Source organism: Pseudomonas soli, from assembly GCF_900110655.1.
GTDB classification, from domain to species: domain Bacteria; phylum Pseudomonadota; class Gammaproteobacteria; order Pseudomonadales; family Pseudomonadaceae; genus Aquipseudomonas; species Aquipseudomonas soli.
The window spans coordinates 1-16,270 of the sequence record NZ_FOEQ01000020.1 but is presented as its reverse complement, the minus strand read 5'-3'; the positions used below and the strand labels follow the sequence as shown (position 1 = coordinate 16,270).

14 protein-coding genes are annotated in these 16,270 nt (G+C 65.0%); 5 read left to right on the top strand and 9 right to left on the bottom strand.

The annotated features are described in order from the left end of the window. Positions 1 to 3: 3 nt before the first annotated feature. Positions 4 to 2,157 (bottom strand): TonB-dependent receptor, encoded by a 2,154-nt coding sequence (locus tag BMY03_RS25245; RefSeq protein ID WP_094012575.1) that lies wholly within the window; start codon positions 2,155 to 2,157, stop codon positions 4 to 6. A gap of 71 nt (positions 2,158 to 2,228) precedes the next feature. Next, positions 2,229 to 2,618, bottom strand: coding sequence for a DUF2946 family protein (locus tag BMY03_RS25240; protein WP_038706229.1), 390 nt, complete (start codon positions 2,616 to 2,618; stop codon positions 2,229 to 2,231). Positions 2,619 to 2,892: 274 nt separating this feature from the next. Here BMY03_RS25240 and BMY03_RS25235 point away from each other — a divergent pair, with 274 nt between their 5' ends. Continuing rightward, positions 2,893 to 3,816: an ABC transporter substrate-binding protein gene (locus BMY03_RS25235; RefSeq protein WP_094012574.1), complete on the top strand. Its 924-nt coding sequence runs from the start codon at positions 2,893 to 2,895 to the stop codon at positions 3,814 to 3,816. 5 nt (positions 3,817 to 3,821) lie between these two features. On the opposite strand, the gene BMY03_RS25230 is transcribed toward BMY03_RS25235, so the two are convergent. After that, the gene (locus BMY03_RS25230; RefSeq protein ID WP_094012573.1) at positions 3,822 to 5,180 is read right to left on the bottom strand and encodes an 8-oxoguanine deaminase; all 1,359 of its coding nucleotides are present in this window, start codon (positions 5,178 to 5,180) and stop codon (positions 3,822 to 3,824) included. Positions 5,181 to 5,258: 78 nt separating this feature from the next. Next, on the bottom strand, positions 5,259 to 5,435 hold the full coding sequence (locus tag BMY03_RS26460) for a hypothetical protein (RefSeq protein ID WP_158659505.1): 177 nt from the start codon (positions 5,433 to 5,435) through the stop codon (positions 5,259 to 5,261). A 313-nt stretch (positions 5,436 to 5,748) separates the two neighbouring features. Here BMY03_RS26460 and BMY03_RS25225 point away from each other — a divergent pair, with 313 nt between their 5' ends. Both BMY03_RS25225 and BMY03_RS25220 read left to right on the top strand, forming a co-directional pair. Then, positions 5,749 to 8,625 carry an HD domain-containing phosphohydrolase gene (locus tag BMY03_RS25225; RefSeq protein WP_094012572.1) on the top strand — a complete coding sequence of 959 codons (2,877 nt, stop codon included), beginning with the start codon at positions 5,749 to 5,751 and terminating at the stop codon, positions 8,623 to 8,625. A gap of 32 nt (positions 8,626 to 8,657) precedes the next feature. Beyond that, positions 8,658 to 9,188 (top strand): MgtC/SapB family protein, encoded by a 531-nt coding sequence (locus tag BMY03_RS25220; protein ID WP_038706226.1) that lies wholly within the window; start codon positions 8,658 to 8,660, stop codon positions 9,186 to 9,188. A gap of 538 nt (positions 9,189 to 9,726) precedes the next feature. Here BMY03_RS25220 and BMY03_RS25215 read toward each other — a convergent pair. The 3 genes from BMY03_RS25215 to BMY03_RS25205 all read right to left on the bottom strand — a co-directional run bounded on the left by BMY03_RS25215 (position 9,727) and on the right by BMY03_RS25205 (position 12,004). Beyond that, a complete protein-coding gene (locus BMY03_RS25215) occupies positions 9,727 to 10,626 on the bottom strand; it encodes a hydroxymethylglutaryl-CoA lyase (RefSeq protein ID WP_094012571.1) in 900 nt (299 codons plus the stop codon). A gap of 20 nt (positions 10,627 to 10,646) precedes the next feature. Beyond that, positions 10,647 to 11,048 carry a MerR family transcriptional regulator gene (locus BMY03_RS25210; RefSeq protein WP_023631568.1) on the bottom strand — a complete coding sequence of 134 codons (402 nt, stop codon included), beginning with the start codon at positions 11,046 to 11,048 and terminating at the stop codon, positions 10,647 to 10,649. Between the two features lie 83 nt (positions 11,049 to 11,131). Beyond that, the gene (locus tag BMY03_RS25205; protein ID WP_023631569.1) at positions 11,132 to 12,004 is read right to left on the bottom strand and encodes a helix-turn-helix domain-containing protein; all 873 of its coding nucleotides are present in this window, start codon (positions 12,002 to 12,004) and stop codon (positions 11,132 to 11,134) included. A gap of 171 nt (positions 12,005 to 12,175) precedes the next feature. On the opposite strand from BMY03_RS25205, the gene pobA reads away from it, so the two are divergent. After that, positions 12,176 to 13,363 (top strand): 4-hydroxybenzoate 3-monooxygenase, encoded by a 1,188-nt coding sequence (pobA, locus tag BMY03_RS25200; RefSeq protein ID WP_094012570.1) that lies wholly within the window; start codon positions 12,176 to 12,178, stop codon positions 13,361 to 13,363. 8 nt (positions 13,364 to 13,371) lie between these two features. Here the strand turns inward: pobA and BMY03_RS25195 are convergent, their stop codons facing one another. Then, entirely contained in the window at positions 13,372 to 14,034 is a 663-nt protein-coding gene (locus BMY03_RS25195; protein WP_023631571.1) for an ankyrin repeat domain-containing protein, read from the bottom strand. Positions 14,035 to 14,192: 158 nt separating this feature from the next. Between BMY03_RS25195 and BMY03_RS25190 the strand changes: the two genes are divergently transcribed. After that, positions 14,193 to 15,074 carry a LysR substrate-binding domain-containing protein gene (locus tag BMY03_RS25190; protein ID WP_094012569.1) on the top strand — a complete coding sequence of 294 codons (882 nt, stop codon included), beginning with the start codon at positions 14,193 to 14,195 and terminating at the stop codon, positions 15,072 to 15,074. Positions 15,075 to 15,086: 12 nt separating this feature from the next. Here BMY03_RS25190 and BMY03_RS25185 read toward each other — a convergent pair whose 3' ends face one another. After that, positions 15,087 to 15,815 (bottom strand): DUF899 domain-containing protein, encoded by a 729-nt coding sequence (locus BMY03_RS25185; protein ID WP_094012568.1) that lies wholly within the window; start codon positions 15,813 to 15,815, stop codon positions 15,087 to 15,089. Between the last annotated feature and the right edge of the window lie 455 nt (positions 15,816 to 16,270).

Here is a 16,270-nt window from a genome sequence, read left to right as displayed (position 1 = left end):
CCATCAGTAGCGCCACTGCACAGCGACTTCCAGGCTGCGCGGCTCACCCAGGTAGTACTGGGTGTTGGTCTGGTGGATGAAGCGGGCGTAGACCTCGTCGGTGAGGTTGCGCAGGCGGGCGCTGAGTTGCACGTGCTGGTCCAGGTCGTGGGTCATCGACAGCCCGTAGACGGTGTACGAAGGCACCCACTGGGTGTTGGCGGTGTTGGCGTATACCGCCGAGACGTAGCGGGCGTCGGCGCCGACCTGCCAGCCCGGCGCCAGGTCGTAGGTCAGCCAGAGGTTGGCCACCCGGTCCGGGATGTTCACCGGGGTCTTGCCCTTGCGCGAGTACACCACGCCGCTGATGGTCTCGTTGAACTCGTCGTATTCGGCGTTGACCCAGCTGAAGTTGCCCGCTGCCAGCAGCTTGGGCGTGACCTTGAACGACGCCGCCAGCTCGATGCCGGTGGAGGTCTGCTGGCCGGCCTGCTCGGTGGTGTTGGGCACGGTCGAGGAGGGCACCGAGATGTTCTTGCGCACGATGCGGTAGGCCGCCGCGGTGGCCGAGCCGCGCCCGTCGAGGAAGTCGAACTTGCTGCCCACTTCCACCTGCCTGCCGGTGCTCAGGTCGAAGTCGCCGACCTGGCTGATCGACGCGCCGGTGAGCGAGCCGCCTGGCGGTTCGGCCGAGGTGCTGTACTGGGTATACAGGCTGATATTGGAGGTCAGGTCGTAGACCAGCCCCAGGCGCCCGGTGAAGGCATCCCAGCGCCGATTCAGCTTGGCCCGGGTCACGTGGTCGACCACGTCGAAGTCGATATGGTCATAGCGCAGCGCGGTGACCAGCGACAGCTGGTCGGTCAGGCGGGTACGGTTCTCGACGAAGCCCGCAGTGGTGTCGGTGGTGGTGCTGCGGCCCTTGGCGCGTGGCGCGTCCATGCCAGGAATGTCGAGGAAGTGGCCGGGCTGGAAACCGTTGGGGTCGATGCTGTCGAACGCGCCCTTGGACAACGGGTAGGCGGTCTGCTGGTTGCGGTTGTAGTCCACGCCGAACGCCCAGTCGCTGGCCAGGCCGAACAGCTGGCCCTGGTGGGTCAGCTCGACGCGGTTGCCGTTGACCTCCTGGTCGTGGCGCTGGCGGTAGCCGCCGGAGCGGGCGATGGCGGTGTTGCCGGGGTTGTAGCGGTACACCTCGAGGTTGCGGTAATCGCGCTGGCCGTTGTAGTGGTAGAAGGTGTTGCGCAACTGGTTGCTGTCGTCGATGCGGTAGTCGGTGATCGAGCGCAGCCAGCGGGTGCGCTGCTCGTAGCGGCCGTCCTCGACGTTGTAGTTGTTGAAGCGATTGTGCTTGTCGATGTGCAAGGTGCCGACCGCCGGCTGCAGAACCGGCGTGCCCCAGTACGGACTGTTCTCTTTTTCTTCCAGGTACTCGATGGCCAGGGTGTGCGACAGCTGGTCGTTGATGTCGCTGAGCAGCGAGAAGGCCAGGTTGCCGGCCCCGTTCTCCTGGCGGTCGATATAGCCATTGGTGCTGGTGCGGCTGTAGTCGAGCCGCGCGTAGTGGCGCGGGCCGTCACCGCTGTTGAGCGCCTTGTTGAAGCCGACCGAGGTTTCCATCGTGTCGTAGCGCCCATAGCTGACGCGGCCCTCGAAGGTGTCCTCGTCGCGGTTGGCCAGTTTGGTGATCATGTTCAGGCTGCCGCCGACGGCGCCGCTGCCGTTGAGGAACGACGACGGCCCGCCGAGCAGTTCGACACGGTCGTAGATCCATGCCCCGACCGGGCGCCCGGCGGCGCCATACTGCAGGTTGATGCCGTTGAACAGCTGGCTGACCTGGGCGCCGTTGAAGCCGCGATACGACACGTAGCCACCCCAGCCGGGCGGTGCCGAGGCGTTGACCCCGGGCAGCGCGTTGGCGGCGTCCTGGAAGTTGCGCGCGCCGATGCGCTGCATGGTCTTGCGGTCGGCGACGCTGATCGAGGCGGGGTTCTCGCGGGCGCTGAGGTTCAGGCGTGAGCCGCTTTCGATGGGCCGGTCGAGGTCGAGGCTGGTCGCCTCCTTGGGTTGCTCGGCGGTGGCCGTGACGTTGCTGGCGGGCAGGGTGAGGGTGTCGTCCTGCGCCCAGGCGCAGGTTGCGCTGCCAACGAGCAGCGCCAGAGTGGTCATGCGGAACATGCAAGGCTTCCTGGCTGAAATCAATGAGCGCACGCCCGCTGCCGATCAGGCAGTTCGAGGGCGTGGCGATGTCAGAACGCGAGAAGCGAAGCGGGGGAGGCGCGGGGGTTGACCAGTGGCCAGCGCTGCTTGGGCAGCCGTGGCGCGGGTTGTCTGGGTAAGGGTTTGCTCGACTCCCCGGCGAGCAGGGCCAGCAAGCCGAAGAACACCGCCAGCAGGATGGCGCTGAACAGGCTGGCGATCACGCAGTCGCCGCCGGCGGGCAGCACCGGGTCGGTGATGTCCTGGTCGCCCTTGAACACGCCGCTGCTGTCGGCCGCGCACCAGGCGGCGTCGTCGAGGCCGGCCAGGCGCAGCCCGGCCATCTGCCCATGGCCCATGGCGCACAGCAACGAGCCGAACAGGATGCTGAAATACAGCACCCAGGCGACTTGCGATCGTGTGTGGCGGGCCAGCTTCATCGGCAAAGCTCGAAGGGAATGGAATAGTTTAGGCGTGCGGATTCTACAACTTTTGACACATCTGCCTAGAGTGAACGGCCGATAAAAAACATTCGAAACGATTCACCGGTCGTTGCTTGACGCTCTTTGTCCCCAGGTGTTCAGATGCGGACCATTTTGTTTGGCACGGGGCCGCGCGCAACGAGGCAGACAGGAAAATGGAGCAGTGGGTGCAAAGGCATCTGCAGGGCGGAAGGACCGCCGAACGACTGTTGATCGAGGGAGGGGGCGTGTGATGCGTAGAACCTTGCTGCTGTCGCTGGCCTTGTGCTGTGGCACACCGGCCCTGGCGGACAGCTATCGCAACTGCGGGCAGGACTGGCAACGGCCTGCTGCGGCGCCTGCGCGTATCGTCGCCCTCAACCAGCACGCGGCCGACCTGCTGCTCGCCCTCGGCGCGGGGCCGTCGATGGTCGGGGTGGCCTACCTGGACGACAACGGCGCCGCCTACAAGCAGGGCCGCTACCAGGGTGTGCCGGTGATCGCCCGGGAGTATCCGGCCAGCGAAGTGTTGTACGCGCAAAGGCCGGATCTGGTGGTCGGTGGATTCGCCACGGCCTTTGGCGATGGGATCACCTCGCGCAGCAGATTGGCCGGCAACGGGATTGTCACCTACCTGCTCGAGTCGGCCTGTAACGGCCACTCGCTGGACTACTATGGCCATGTCCGGCGTGACCTGACTGTGCTCGGCGAGCTGTTGGGCAGACAGGCGAGGGCGCAGGCATTGATCGAGGCGATGGAGACCGACCTGGCGCAGGCCAGGGCGATCGCACCCAGCGGCAAGCCACTGTCGGTGTTCTACCTCGACAGCGAGGTGCGGGGCCTGGACAGCGAGGGCGGACGTGGGTTCGTCACGCCGCTGCTGGCCGCCGCCGGGGCGCGCAATGTGCTTGCCGGGATCGACCAGTACCGCGTGACGATCAACCGCGAGGCATTGCTGAGCAGTGACCCCGACGTGATCCTGCTGGCCGACGCCCTGTGGTCGCCGGCCAGCCGCAAGCGTCAGCTGCTGACCCGCGACCCGGTGCTTTCGAGCCTGCGGGCGGTGCGCGAGAATCGCATGATCGATATCCCGTTCACCCAGCTGATGCCCACGCCGGCCAGCGGGCGCGTGGCCCTGGAACTGGCGCGGCAGCTCAGGGGGATGGCTGTTCCATAGCCGGCCTACTCGCCGATGACCAACTGACGCGCCAACTGGTTATGACGCTCCAGCACTATTGGCAGGTCGACGGTAGTGATGCGCCCGTCCTGAACCACCACACGTCCGTTGATCACACTGGTGTCGACGTGGGTCGGGGTGCAGAACACCAGCGCCGCCAGCGGGTCGTGGAGGGCGCCGGCATAGGCCACATGACCAAGGTCGAAGGCGACGAAGTCGGCGACCATACCCGGTGCCAGGGCACCGATATCGTCACGGTTGAGCACCTTGGCACCACCCAGGGTGGCGATTTCCAGTGCTTCGCGGGCGGTCATCGCATCCGGGCCGAAGCCGACCCGTTGCAGCAGCAAGGCCTGGCGTACCTCGCCGATCATGCTGGCGCCGTCGTTGGATGCCGAACCATCGACCCCCAGCCCCACCGGCACGCCGTGGTCGCGCATCTTGCGGATCGGCGCGATGCCCGAGGCCAGGCGCATGTTCGAGCACGGGCAGTGGGCGACCCCGGTGCCGGTGCGGGCGAACAGCTCGATGCCATGCTGTTCGAGTTGCACGCAGTGGGCATGCCACACATCGTGGCCGACCCAGCCCAGGTCCTCGGCGTATTCGGCCGGAGTCATGCCGAACTTCTCGCGGCTGTAGGCGATGTCGTTGACGTTCTCGGCCAGGTGGGTGTGCAGCGACACGCCGTACTCGCGGGCCAGGACCGCTGCTTCGCGCATCAGGTCGCGGCTCACCGAGAACGGCGAGCAGGGCGCCACCACCACGCGCCGCATCGAGCCATGGCTGGCGTCGTGGTAGTCCTCGATCAGGCGCTGGGATTCCTTGAGGATGTCGCTTTCCTTTTCCACCACCGAGTCCGGCGGCAGGCCGCCCTGGCTGCGGCCGACGCTCATGCTGCCGCGGGCGGCGTGGAAGCGCATGCCGATTTCCTCGGCGGCGTGGATGCTGTCGTCGAGCTTGCAGCCATTGGGGTAGATGTACAGGTGGTCGCTGGAGGTGGTGCAGCCCGAGAGGATCAGCTCGGCCATGGCCGTCTGGGTCGAGACCGCGATCATCTCCGGGGTCAGCCGCGCCCAGATCGGATAGAGGTTGGTCAGCCAGTTGAACAGCTCGCCATCCTGGGCCGCCGGCACCACGCGGGTAAGGCTCTGGTACATGTGGTGGTGGGTGTTGACCAGGCCGGGGATGACCACCTTGCCGGTCATGTCGAGGATCACGTCGGCGTTTTGCGGCAGCGTTTCGCTGGGGCCGACCTGGCGGATCACGTTGTCTTCGATGTACAGGCCGCCGCGTTTGATTTCACGGCGTTGGCCGTCCATGGTCACCAGCAGTTCGGCGTTCTTGACCAGTAGGGTCTTGGGCATGTATGTCCCCTCCCGTTTGGGATGTGTTTTCTGATTGTAGAGAGGCGCCTGGTGCATGGGCCGGGCGCACCAGGGCCGTCAGGCGCCGCGGCGTGGCCGGGCGTCGATGACAGGGGCGAACGGTTCACCGCGCACGTGCCAAGGCTGCGCCATGGCGGGCGCATCGGGCAGGTGGGCAGACGGTGACAGGGCGAATGCGGCAAGTGGCATTCGCGAAGGATGCCCGGTGAAGGCGGGCGGCAGTGGATGTCGCATGGCTTGAGCCTGTCGCAATACGCAACGGCGATGACCGTTGTCGTAGGCGCGAGGCAGTGTAAACAGAATTCGCTTGTTTTGTATACGATGGAATGTCTCGGCAAACCGCGGCCTGCAATCGCTTCGAAAAAGTGCATGCAGTCTTATATGGCGTCGTGCCACTATCGGGTTGTCTCGCTGCCAGCGGATATCTCGGGCCGGCACGTTCGCATGGGCTGATTACACTGTGGAAATCGCCACACGGGGGAGTACCTGGGATGGGCTGCGTGTTGAGAGGGCAGGCTGGACGGGCGTCCGCTCGAGGTAGACGGCGATGAACAACCGTGGCCGGAGCATTTCCCTGCAATGGCTGGTGGCATTGGCGATCATGCTGGGCATGCTGGCGCTGGGCGCGGCCCTGGCCTGGCAAGCCTACCTGGGCGTGCGCCAGGCCCTGGTGGCCGCCGCCGGCGATGCCGCCCAGCAGGTGGGCCGGACCATCGACGAGCGCGCCCGACGCCTGGTTGACCCGGTGCAGAGCAGCATTCGTCTGCTGGCCTTCAGCCCGGCGTCGGATACGTTGGCCGAGCGTCTCGAGCAATTGCCGCAACTGGCCGAGAGTCTGCGTGCCAACCGCATGCTCAGCGCTGCCTACGTCGGTTATCCCAACGGTGAATTCCTGCTGGTCCGCCGTTTGCGCGACCCGCAATTATTGCAGCGCTTCGCTGCTCCGGCAGACACGGCGTTCCTGGTCCAGACCGTCACCCAAGGCGAAGATGGCACGATGCAGGGGGAGTGGCGCTTCTATGACGCGGAACTGACCCTGTTGCAGCGCCAGAGCAAGTCAGACTATCAATACGATCCGCGCCAACGTCCCTGGTTCATCGAAGCGAGCGCGCAGCCTGAAACCGTGCTCACTCGCCCCTACGTGTTCTTCACCACCCGCGAGATCGGCCTGACCATGGCCCAGCGCAGTGCCCAGGGCACGGCAGTGATCGGCATGGATGTCTCGGTCAGCGACCTGGCCAGCGAGAGCCGCGACCTGCGCATTACCGCAGGTACCGAGATCGCCGTGGTCGACGACCAGGGCAACGTGGTGGCCTATCCGGACCTGCAACGGGTGGTCGTGCGCGAGGGTGAGAGCGTGCGCCTGTCGCGCATTGGCGAGCTGGGCATCGGCAGCCTTGCGCATATCTACGCCGACATGCCCCAGGGCGCGAGCCCGCAGCCGTACCAAGTCGAGGGGCAGACCTGGTACGGCATGCGCGTGCCGCTTACCTCCATGGCCGGACAGCACCTGCAGGTGCTGATCGCCGTGCCGGCCCACGAACTGCTGGCCGGCGCGCGCAAGGTGCTGCTCGAGCAATTGCTCTGGGCGGTGGCACTGGCCGCCGTGTTGCTGTTGCTCGGCGGGTTGCTTGGCCGGCGCATCGGCCGTCCGTTGCGCCGGCTGACCGAGCAGGTGCAGGGCCTGGCCAGTTTCGATTTCAGCCGTGAGGTGGGCGTTGTCTCGCGGGTTTCCGAAGTACGTGAGTTGAGTCGGGTGCTGAGCCGCATGTCCGGCACCATCCGCAACTTCCAGGCGATCACCCTTACGTTGAGCCGCGAGACCCAACTTGAAGGCATGCTCGACGGCGTGCTCAATCACCTGGTGGCGGCAGCGGGCGTCAGCGCCGGTGCGGTGTATCTGTACGACGACAACACCCGGTTGCGCCTGGCCGCCGCCAGTCGCGGCCACGACTACCCTGAGGAACTTGCGGTGCCTGAAGGCGAGCGGCAAGACCTGGCCAGCGCGGTGACCCAGGCCCTCGCATGGCAAGGGCGGAGCCTGGCGGTGGTGCTCAATGACCGCGGCCAGGCGCTGCTCGGCATCCTGGTGCTGCAACTCGCCGATGCGAACGCGGCCCTGGGCCAGCCGTTCCAGCGCTTCGTCGAGGAACTGTCCGGAGCCGCCGCCGTGGCCATCGAGACCCGCCAGCTGGTCGAGGCCCAGCAGCGCCTGCTGGACGCCATGATCAAGTTGCTGGCCGACGCCATCGACGCCAAGAGCCCCTATACCGGCGGCCATTGCGAACGGGTGCCGCAACTGGCGCAGATGCTCCTGGACCAAGCCGTGCAGGCTGACAGCGGCCCCTATGCCGACTTCAGCATGAGCGAGGCCGAGCGCTACGAATTCCGCGTGGCCGCCTGGCTGCACGACTGCGGCAAGATCACCAGCCCCGAATACGTGGTGGACAAGGCGACCAAGCTGGAGACCTTGTACAACCGCATCCACGAGGTGCGCATGCGCTTCGAGGTGCTCTGGCGCGATGCCGAGGTCGCCTACTGGCAAGGCGTGGCCAACGGCGATGACGAGCCGGCGCTGCGGCGCACGCTGGAGGCATGCCGGGCAACCTTGCAGGAGGAGTTCGCCTTCGTCGCCAACGCCAACATCGGTGGCGAGTTCATGCAGGAGGCCGATATCGAGCGCCTGCGCACTATCGGCCAGCGCCGCTGGCGGCGGCACTTCGACAACCGCCTGGGCATCTCCCGCGATGAGGCGGAGCGGTTCACCGACATCTCGGCGGCAACCTTGCCGGTGGACGAGCCCCTGCTTGCCGACCGCGATGAGCACCGGGTGCCCTGGGGCGATCGTACGCCGCCGGTGGCCAAGGACGACCCGCGCAACCACTGGGGTTTCGACATGCGCCTGCCGGCCCATGCCAGCAACCACGGCGAGCTGTACAACCTGTCGATCCGCCGCGGCACGCTCAACGACGAAGAGCGCTTCAAGATCAACGAGCACATCGTGCAGACCATCATCATGCTCAGCGCGCTGCCGTTCCCGCGCCAGCTCAGGCGCGTGCCGTCTATCGCCGGCAACCACCACGAGAAGATGGACGGCAGCGGCTACCCGCGCAGGCTCGGCCAGGAGGCGTTGAGCATCCCCGAGCGGGTGATGGCGATCGCCGACATCTTCGAGGCGCTGACCGCGGCGGACCGGCCCTACAAGGCGCCGAAGACCTTGTCCGAGTCGGTGCAGATCCTGGTGTTCATGGCGCGGGACAAGCATGTCGACGGGCAGTTGCTGCGCTTGTTCCTGAGTAGCGGGGTGTACCGGCAATATGCCGAGCTCTTCCTGCGCCCCGAGCAGATCGACGAACTGGACGTGGCGTACTGGTTGGAGCAGTTGCAGGGTTTCACGCCAGAGCAATCCACCTACACTTCTTGAGACCTGTTCGGCGGGATCTCTGGAGGCACCCGATGGAAGCATTCTGGCAAGCCTTTTTGGCGGCGTTGCAGACCGAATTCGCCGATGTCGCCGACGCGCGCGAGGTCTCGCGGATCCTAATTCGCCTGTTGATGGCGGCCCTGCTGGGGGCTGTACTGGGCTTCGAGCGCGAGAGCAAGGGCAAGTCGGCCGGCGTGCGCACGCACATGCTGGTGTCCATGGGCGCGGCCTTGTTCGTCCTCGCACCGAGCATGGCCGGGGCGGACGAGCAAGCGTTGAGCCGGGTGATCCAGGGCATCGTCGCCGGGATCGGCTTTCTCGGCGCGGGCACGATTCTCAAGGGCAATGGCCGCGACACCAGTCACGTCAAGGGCCTGACCACCGCGGCCGGGTTATGGATGACCGCCGCCATCGGCACGGCCGCCGGCATGGGGCGCGAGGCCACGGCGCTGGTCAGCACGGTGCTGGCGCTGCTGGTGCTGGCGAGCATGCCGTTGCTGGTGGAAAAGGTCGAAGGCGAGCATGAGGACAAGCGCGAGGAGGAGGAGGGCAGGAAGCACTGAGGGGAGCCGAAGCTCCCCTCATAAGCGTTGTTGCCTGCTCTTTTCTTATTATTGGAGACTGGCCTGTTGTTGTTTTTGTCGGCTGTCGTCTCTGCACTGCGGGGCCCCCAACCGGGGCCAAGAGCAAACGTATTTTTTTGAGCGCTGACCTGCGTTCATCCAACGTGATCCAACCTTGACTGCCGCTACCTCGGAGGTAGTTTTATTGTTCTTGCCAGGTTGCGGGGCCGGAACCCCTGGAATGCACGTCGACTCCAAAAAAATCTGCTTGCTACGCCTCTGCCGTGTTGTTCTTGTTATGTCAGAGCCGTTTACTGTTGTTTTTATTGGGTATCGCGTTTTTTGTTCTTGTTATGCTTAAAGATATAGCAGGTGGCGTGCCAACTTTTGAAAGCCCTTTAAAATCAATGACTTGTTGATTTTTCAGAGTAGATTGGCACGTGAAAATCTGTCGAATTGTTTCCCTGTTACCCGATTTTCTTCTGCGCAGCGTGTAGGCGGTAACACTCCACCCACACCTGTGTGACAAGCGTGTGACTCAGCGAACGCCGCGGGCCTTCGCCACCCGCGAACCGGTGGCGCGCCCAAGCACTTCGCTGATACGCAGGCCCGCGGCGATCAGCCGGTTCAGGTCAATGCCGGTTTCGATGCCCAGCCCTTGCAGCAGGTACACCACATCTTCGCTGGCGACGTTACCGGTGGCACCCTTGGCGTAGGGGCAGCCGCCCAGGCCGGCCACCGAGCTGTCGAACACGCTGATGCCCTCGAGCAGGCTGGCATAGACGTTGGCCAGCGCCTGGCCGTAGGTGTCGTGGAAGTGCCCGGCCAGCTGCGCGCGGGGCACTTGGGCCGAGACCACCTCGAACAGGCGGCGGGTGTCACCGGCGGTGCCGGTGCCGATGGTGTCGCCCAGCGACACTTCATAGCAGCCCATGTCATGCAGGGCCTTGGCCACCGGTGCCACCTGCTCGGCGCTGATGCGTCCCTCGTAGGGGCAGCCGAGCACGCAGGAGACATAGCCGCGCACCCGCACACCCTGGCTGCGGGCAGACTCCATGATTGGCTCGAAACGCTTGAGGCTGTCACTGATCGAGCAATTGATGTTGCGCTGGGAGAACGCCTCGGACGCCGCCGCGAACACCGCCACTTCCTTCACCCCGGCGGCCAGGGCATCCTCGAAACCGCGCAGGTTGGGCGCCAGCGCCGCATAGGTGACGCCCTCGCGCTGACGGATACCGGCGAACACTTCGCCGGAGCCGGCCATTTGCGGGACCCATTTGGGCGAAACGAAGCTGCCCACTTCTATGTAGGCGAGCCCGGCGTCGGTGAGGTCATCCACCAGGCGCACCTTGTCGGCGACGCTGATGGGCTGGGCTTCGTTCTGCAGGCCGTCGCGCGGGCCGACTTCGACCAGGCGGACATTCTTGGGCAATGACATGGCGGGCTTCCTGTGGCGGATCAACGGTGGGTGTGCGGCGGGTTCAGGGTGGCGGCCAGGGCCTGCTCGCAACGCTCCTGGGCGGTGTCCAGCTCCAGGTGCATCTGCTGGATGTCGAGCATCTGCTGTTCGAGCTGGGCGCGGCGTTCGGCGATCTTCGCCAGCATGCTGGTGAGCTGTTTCTGGTTGCCGCCGGAGGGGTCGTAGAGTTCGATCAGTTCACGGCATTCGGCCAGCGAGAAACCGATGCGCTTGCCGCGCAGGATCAGTTTGAGCGTGACCTTGTCGCGGGCCGAGTAGATGCGTTCCAGGCCGCGTCGTTCAGGGCTGAGCAGACCCTGCTCCTCATAGAAGCGGATGGCGCGGGTGGTGATGTCCAGTTCGCGGGACAGGTCGGAGATGCTGTAGGTCTGGCTGCTCATGCTTGCGCTCGGGGGAGGGAATGCGAGTAACCTAATGCCAGGTTGACGTATACGTCAAGCAAGCGCTGTTCTTGCAGCCCCGCTCAGACACTCACGGATTTGCGGTATGCCTTGGGCGTCTGCCCGTCGAGCCGTTTGAAGAACCGTGCAAAGTAGGTCGGGTCGCTGAACCCCAGGCTGTCGGACAACTGGCTGATGCTCATGCGCGTGTAGGCAAGATTGCGCCGTGCTTCGAGCAGCAGGCGCTGGTGGATCACCTGCAACGCCGATTGCCCGGCCAGCGCCCGGCACAGCTGGTTCAACAGCAGGCTGGTAATGCCCAGGCGCGCGGCGAAATCGTCCACGGCAAGGTGCTCGCGGTAATGCGCCTCGACCAGGCGCAGGTAACGGCCGAGCAACTGCTGGTCCCGTTCGTCCTGGCTGCGCGCTGGCAAGGCGGCTTGTTGGCGGTTGATCCACACCATCAGCGCGGTGACCAATGCCTGCAGCATGGGGCCGCGGGCCGGGGCGCTGCCCTGGTACTCCTGCTGCAGCGTGTCGATCAGGCCGTGCAGGCGCATGCGGTCCTTGCCCAGCGGGTAGCACCGTGCCGCCGCCAGCACGCTCAGGGGCGCGCCCAGGCGCTTTTCCAGATCGACCACCAAGGCCGTGCCGAACGTCAGCACATGCCCCTGGATATCGGCGCTGAAGCGAAAGCCATGGACAGTCAGCGGCGGCACCACCTGGATCGCCGCCTCGCGAATCACCCGGCGTTCGCCCTCGATCTCCACCTGTGCCTCGCCGCGCTGCACATAGAGCAGCTGGAACAGTTCGGCGTGCCGGTGCGGCTTGATCTCCCAGTGGTGCAGACGGCTGCGCGCCGGGATCGACTCGCAGTGCAGCAGGTCGGTATCCGGCCAGGCGCGGTGCTCGCCATACAGCTGGAACAACGGGATGCCGGGAAGGGGGCTGTGCATGGGGTAGGGTCTGTCCGTTAATCGAACGAATTTCAAGAAAGTGCAGTTTTCAAAACGGATTTCGCACGTTCTGCACATTTTTCAGCAGTAAAAATACAGGTGCAAACCCTAACAGCAGATGCGCGGCCTTTGCCAGTGCAAAGCCGGCATCGTCATCGTGAGACAACAACAATGAAGACTCAGGTTGCAATCATCGGCGCCGGCCCGTCCGGCCTGCTGCTCGGCCAGCTGCTGCACAACGCCGGCATCGATACGCTGATCGTCGAGCGCCAGACCCCGGACTATGTGCTGGGGCGCATCCGTGCCGGCGTGCTCGAACAGGGCACGGTCGAGTTGCTGCGCGAAGCCGGCGTGGCCCAGCGCATGGATCGCGAAGGGTTGGTCCATGAAGGGGTCGAGTTGCTGGTCGGTGGTCATCGCCAGCGTCTTGACCTCAAGGCACTGACCGCTGGCAAGACGGTGATGGTCTACGGCCAGACCGAGGTCACCCGCGACCTGATGCAGGCTCGCGAGCTGAGTGGGGCGCCGATCATCTATGCGGCCAACAATGTCCAGCCCCATGACATCGAGGGGCCGCGGCCTTACCTGACGTTCGACAAGGACGGTCGCCAGCACCGGGTCGAGTGCGATTACGTCGCCGGCTGCGATGGCTTCCATGGCGTGGCCAGGCAGAGCATCCCGGCCAGCGTGCTGAAGGTGTACGAGCGGGTCTATCCGTTCGGCTGGCTGGGACTGCTGGCCGATACCCCGCCGGTCAACCATGAGCTGATCTACGCCCATCACGAACGCGGTTTCGTGCTGTGCAGCCAGCGCTCGCAGACGCGCAGCCGCTACTACCTGCAGGTGCCGCTGCAAGAGCGGGTCGAGGACTGGTCCGACGAGCGCTTCTGGACCGAACTCAAGGCGCGCCTGCCACAGGCGGTGGCCGAACAACTGGTGACCGGGCCTGCGCTGGAGAAGAGCATCGCGCCGCTGCGCAGCCTGGTGGTCGAGCCGATGCAGCATGGCCGCCTGTTCCTGGTCGGCGACGCCGCCCACATCGTGCCGCCCACCGGCGCCAAGGGCCTGAACCTGGCAGCCTCGGACGTCAACTACCTGTACCGGATCCTGGTCAAGGTCTACCGCGAGGGGCGCACCGACCTGCTGGCGCAGTATTCGCCCATGGCGTTGCGGCGGGTATGGAAGGGTGAGCGCTTCAGTTGGTTCATGACCCAGCTGCTGCATGACTTCGGCGAACACCAGGATGACTGGGACCGCAAGATGCAGGCGGCCGATCGCGAGTACTACCTGGGGTCAGCGGCGGGGCTGGCGAATATCGCCGAGAACTATGTGGGTCTGCCGTTCGAAGCTGTGGAATAACTGCCGCGTCAGCGGCGCTTGGGGCTTTCCAGCAAGGTGACCATTTCGCGATAACCGCGTTGGCGCGCATGCTCCAGCGCAGTCACGCCGTCCTTGTCGGCAATTAGCGGGTCCGCCCCGGCCGCCAGCAACTGGCGCACGATTTCCACATGCCGCGGGCCGCCATCGCCGAGGATCACCGCCTCGAGCAACGCGGTCCAGTGCAGGCGGTTGAGGTGGTTCACATCGACACCGGCCGCGATCAGCAACTGCACGGTGCTCACATGCCCGCGTTCGGCGGCCGGGATCAGCGCGGTACCACCGTAGCGGTTGGTGCTCTTCAGGTCGGCGCCATGGGCCAGGGTCAGGCGCAGGATGTCGTCCAGCCCCCGTGCGCCCGCGTACAGGTAGGGGCTGTCGTTGATATTGTCCTTGGCGTTGACGTCGGCGCCGGCCTCGATCAGTACCTTGGCGGCTTCCACTTCATTGGCGTGGGTGGCCACCAGCAACGCGGTCTGGCCCTGGTCGTTGCGGCTATCGGCCTGCGCGCCCCGATCGAGCAGTTGGCGCACGGCAGGGGCATCGCCGCGGCGAGCGGCATCGAGCAACGCAGTGTTCATGGCAGGGATCTCGGCATGGCTGGCAAGGCTGGTGAACAGGGTCAGCAGCAAGGCGGTGAACGGCAGGCGCATGGTGGTCGGCTCCTGATAGGACGAGGGGCCATGCTAGGCGGCCTGTGTTTGTAGCAGAAGTGAATAATCTGGATGGATCCCAGTGTATTTGCGCATGTTGCCGGGTATTGGTACCCGTGGTAGAAGTCAGGCTTGTCATTCAGAAGTTGAATACCAAGATGTCTGCCAGCGTAAAACCAAATAGGGCCCTGTTCGACCTCGACCTGCTGCGCGCCATCGTCGTGGTGGCTGACTGCGGCAGTTTCACCACCGCCGCGGCGCGCCTGCATTCCACGCAGTCGACCATCAGCCAGAAGGTCCGCCGCCTCGAGGACATGGTCGGCCACCGCCTGCTTGTGCGTGGCAACCGCGATGTGCTGCCCACTGATGCCGGGCAGACCCTGCTCGGTTATGCGCGGCACATGCTGGCCCTCAATGACCAGATGCTCGAGGCGTTGGCTGGGGCCATGGTCGGGGTAACCGTGCGCCTGGGCGTGCCGGAGGATTTCGTCGGCGGGCGCACCACCAATGCGTTGTCCGCGTTCAGCCGGCAGCACCCCCAGGTCAAGCTGGAAGTCACCAGCGGGCTATGCCGCGATCTCAGCCAGGCCTATGACAATGGCGAGCTCGACCTGGTATTGCTCAAGCAGCGGCGCAACAGCCGCGAGGGCGTGGCCTGCTGGCCGGAGCGCCTGCAATGGATCGACAGCGTGCGCATGCCGTCTTTCGATCTCGACCCGATTCCCTTGGTGACTTTTCCGCCCCGCGGGCTGTACCGCGATGACATGATCAGCGCGATCGAAGGCATGGGCCGGCGCTGGCGCATCAGCTTCACCAGCTCGAGCCTCAGCGGTATCCAGGCGGCGGTGGCCGACGGCATGGGTATCAGCCTGCTGCCGCCGCGGGCAGCGCTGCTCGAGCACCGGGTGCTGGGCATCGAGCAGGGGCTGCCGGAGGTGGACAGCTACGAGATCGTCATCGTGCATCGTCCCACGGCAGATGTGATGGTCAAGGCACTGGCCGAGGTCTTGACAGAGTTGCTGGCGGTGCAGGCGATCTGACCTGCCGGAAACTCACTCCTTGCAGCAGTGCGGCTTGCCACTGGCACCTTCATAGCGATCATGATGCCGCACCCAGTCCATAGTCCCGTCCTCGTTGCGCCCCAGGGGCGCGAGGTCGAGGAAGTTGTACGCATTGACCAGGATGTCCAGCCCTCGGGCATAGGTGGAGTAGGTGTGGTACAGGCTGCCGTCGCTATCGCGGTAGAACGCGCTGAGCCCGGGCAGCTCTGTTTCGTCGCCGGTGTAGGGTTCGTAGTTGTACTGGGCGCTGCCATCGGTGGCGACAGTGACGCCGAAATCCTGGTTGAAGCGGCTGCCGTGCGAGGAGAACCATGGGAAGTGCCAGCCCATGCGCTTGCGGAACGCCTGGAACTCGGCATAGGGCGCCTGCGAAACCGCCACCAGGGAAACATCGTGGTGGGCCAGGTGCAGGTTGGCGCCGTCGAAGTGGTCGGCCAGGAACGAGCAGCCCGGGCAGCCTTCGTGCCAGCCGTCGGCGAACATGAAGTGATAGACCAGCAACTGGCTGCGCTCGGCGAACAGCTCAACCAGGCCCAGCTCACCGTCCGGGCCCTGGAAACGGTAGTCCTGCTCCACCGCTACCCAGGGCAGGGCGCGGCGGGCGGCGGCGAGCTCGTCGCGTTGATGGGTGAAGGCCTTCTCGTGCAGCCAGAGCTGGTGGCGGGCGGCGAGCCATTGGCTGCGGGTTGCCACGGGGTGTTTGGGGGCTGGATGGCTCATGGGCGTGACTCCACGCTTCGGGGTTCATCCCGTAGTCGGATGGCCTTTAGGTAATTCGACAGTTTGTATCCGTTATCGACGAATGGTTGATCCGGAACCGGGAGTTTGCATTTACCGTTGATCACGAGCAGTTTGCTCTCGCTCTCGCTCTCGCTCTCGCTCTCGCTCTCGCTCTGCTTTTGCTTCTAAGCGCGCGATAGTTCAGGCGACACAAATTGCGACTTCAGGAGGCCGAACGCAGGTCTTGCGGAGGGAGGTGACGGGCATGGATGCCCGTCAAGCGCTGCGCCCCAGGATGGGGCGTTCAGCGCGGTCCTCCCGGGAGCAAGGCCGGAGTGAGGGGACCCCGGAGCGAAGCGTAGGGGCCGGATGAATGGAGCGAGCATTTTTTGGTTCCTTTTTGATGCTTCAAAAAGGGACCCGCCGTAAGGGCGGAAAGGTGATTATGCGTCACC

Bases quoted from the DNA above. Each gene is read 5' to 3' on its own strand.
- pobA (WP_094012570.1), top strand. From the start codon at position 12,176: ATGAAGACTCAGGTTGCAATCATCGGCGCCGGCCCGTCCGGCCTGCTG.
- BMY03_RS25240 (WP_038706229.1), bottom strand. From the start codon at position 2,618: ATGAAGCTGGCCCGCCACACACGATCGCAAGTCGCCTGGGTGCTGTAT.
- BMY03_RS25190 (WP_094012569.1), top strand. From the start codon at position 14,193: ATGTCTGCCAGCGTAAAACCAAATAGGGCCCTGTTCGACCTCGACCTG.
- BMY03_RS25195 (WP_023631571.1), bottom strand. From the start codon at position 14,034: ATGCGCCTGCCGTTCACCGCCTTGCTGCTGACCCTGTTCACCAGCCTT.
- BMY03_RS25245 (WP_094012575.1), bottom strand. From the start codon at position 2,157: ATGTTCCGCATGACCACTCTGGCGCTGCTCGTTGGCAGCGCAACCTGC.
- BMY03_RS25215 (WP_094012571.1), bottom strand. From the start codon at position 10,626: ATGTCATTGCCCAAGAATGTCCGCCTGGTCGAAGTCGGCCCGCGCGAC.
- BMY03_RS25235 (WP_094012574.1), top strand. From the start codon at position 2,893: ATGCGTAGAACCTTGCTGCTGTCGCTGGCCTTGTGCTGTGGCACACCG.
- BMY03_RS25230 (WP_094012573.1), bottom strand. From the start codon at position 5,180: ATGCCCAAGACCCTACTGGTCAAGAACGCCGAACTGCTGGTGACCATG.
- BMY03_RS25185 (WP_094012568.1), bottom strand. From the start codon at position 15,815: ATGAGCCATCCAGCCCCCAAACACCCCGTGGCAACCCGCAGCCAATGG.
- BMY03_RS25210 (WP_023631568.1), bottom strand. From the start codon at position 11,048: ATGAGCAGCCAGACCTACAGCATCTCCGACCTGTCCCGCGAACTGGAC.
- BMY03_RS25225 (WP_094012572.1), top strand. From the start codon at position 5,749: ATGAACAACCGTGGCCGGAGCATTTCCCTGCAATGGCTGGTGGCATTG.
- BMY03_RS25220 (WP_038706226.1), top strand. From the start codon at position 8,658: ATGGAAGCATTCTGGCAAGCCTTTTTGGCGGCGTTGCAGACCGAATTC.
- BMY03_RS25205 (WP_023631569.1), bottom strand. From the start codon at position 12,004: ATGCACAGCCCCCTTCCCGGCATCCCGTTGTTCCAGCTGTATGGCGAG.
- BMY03_RS26460 (WP_158659505.1), bottom strand. From the start codon at position 5,435: ATGCGACATCCACTGCCGCCCGCCTTCACCGGGCATCCTTCGCGAATG.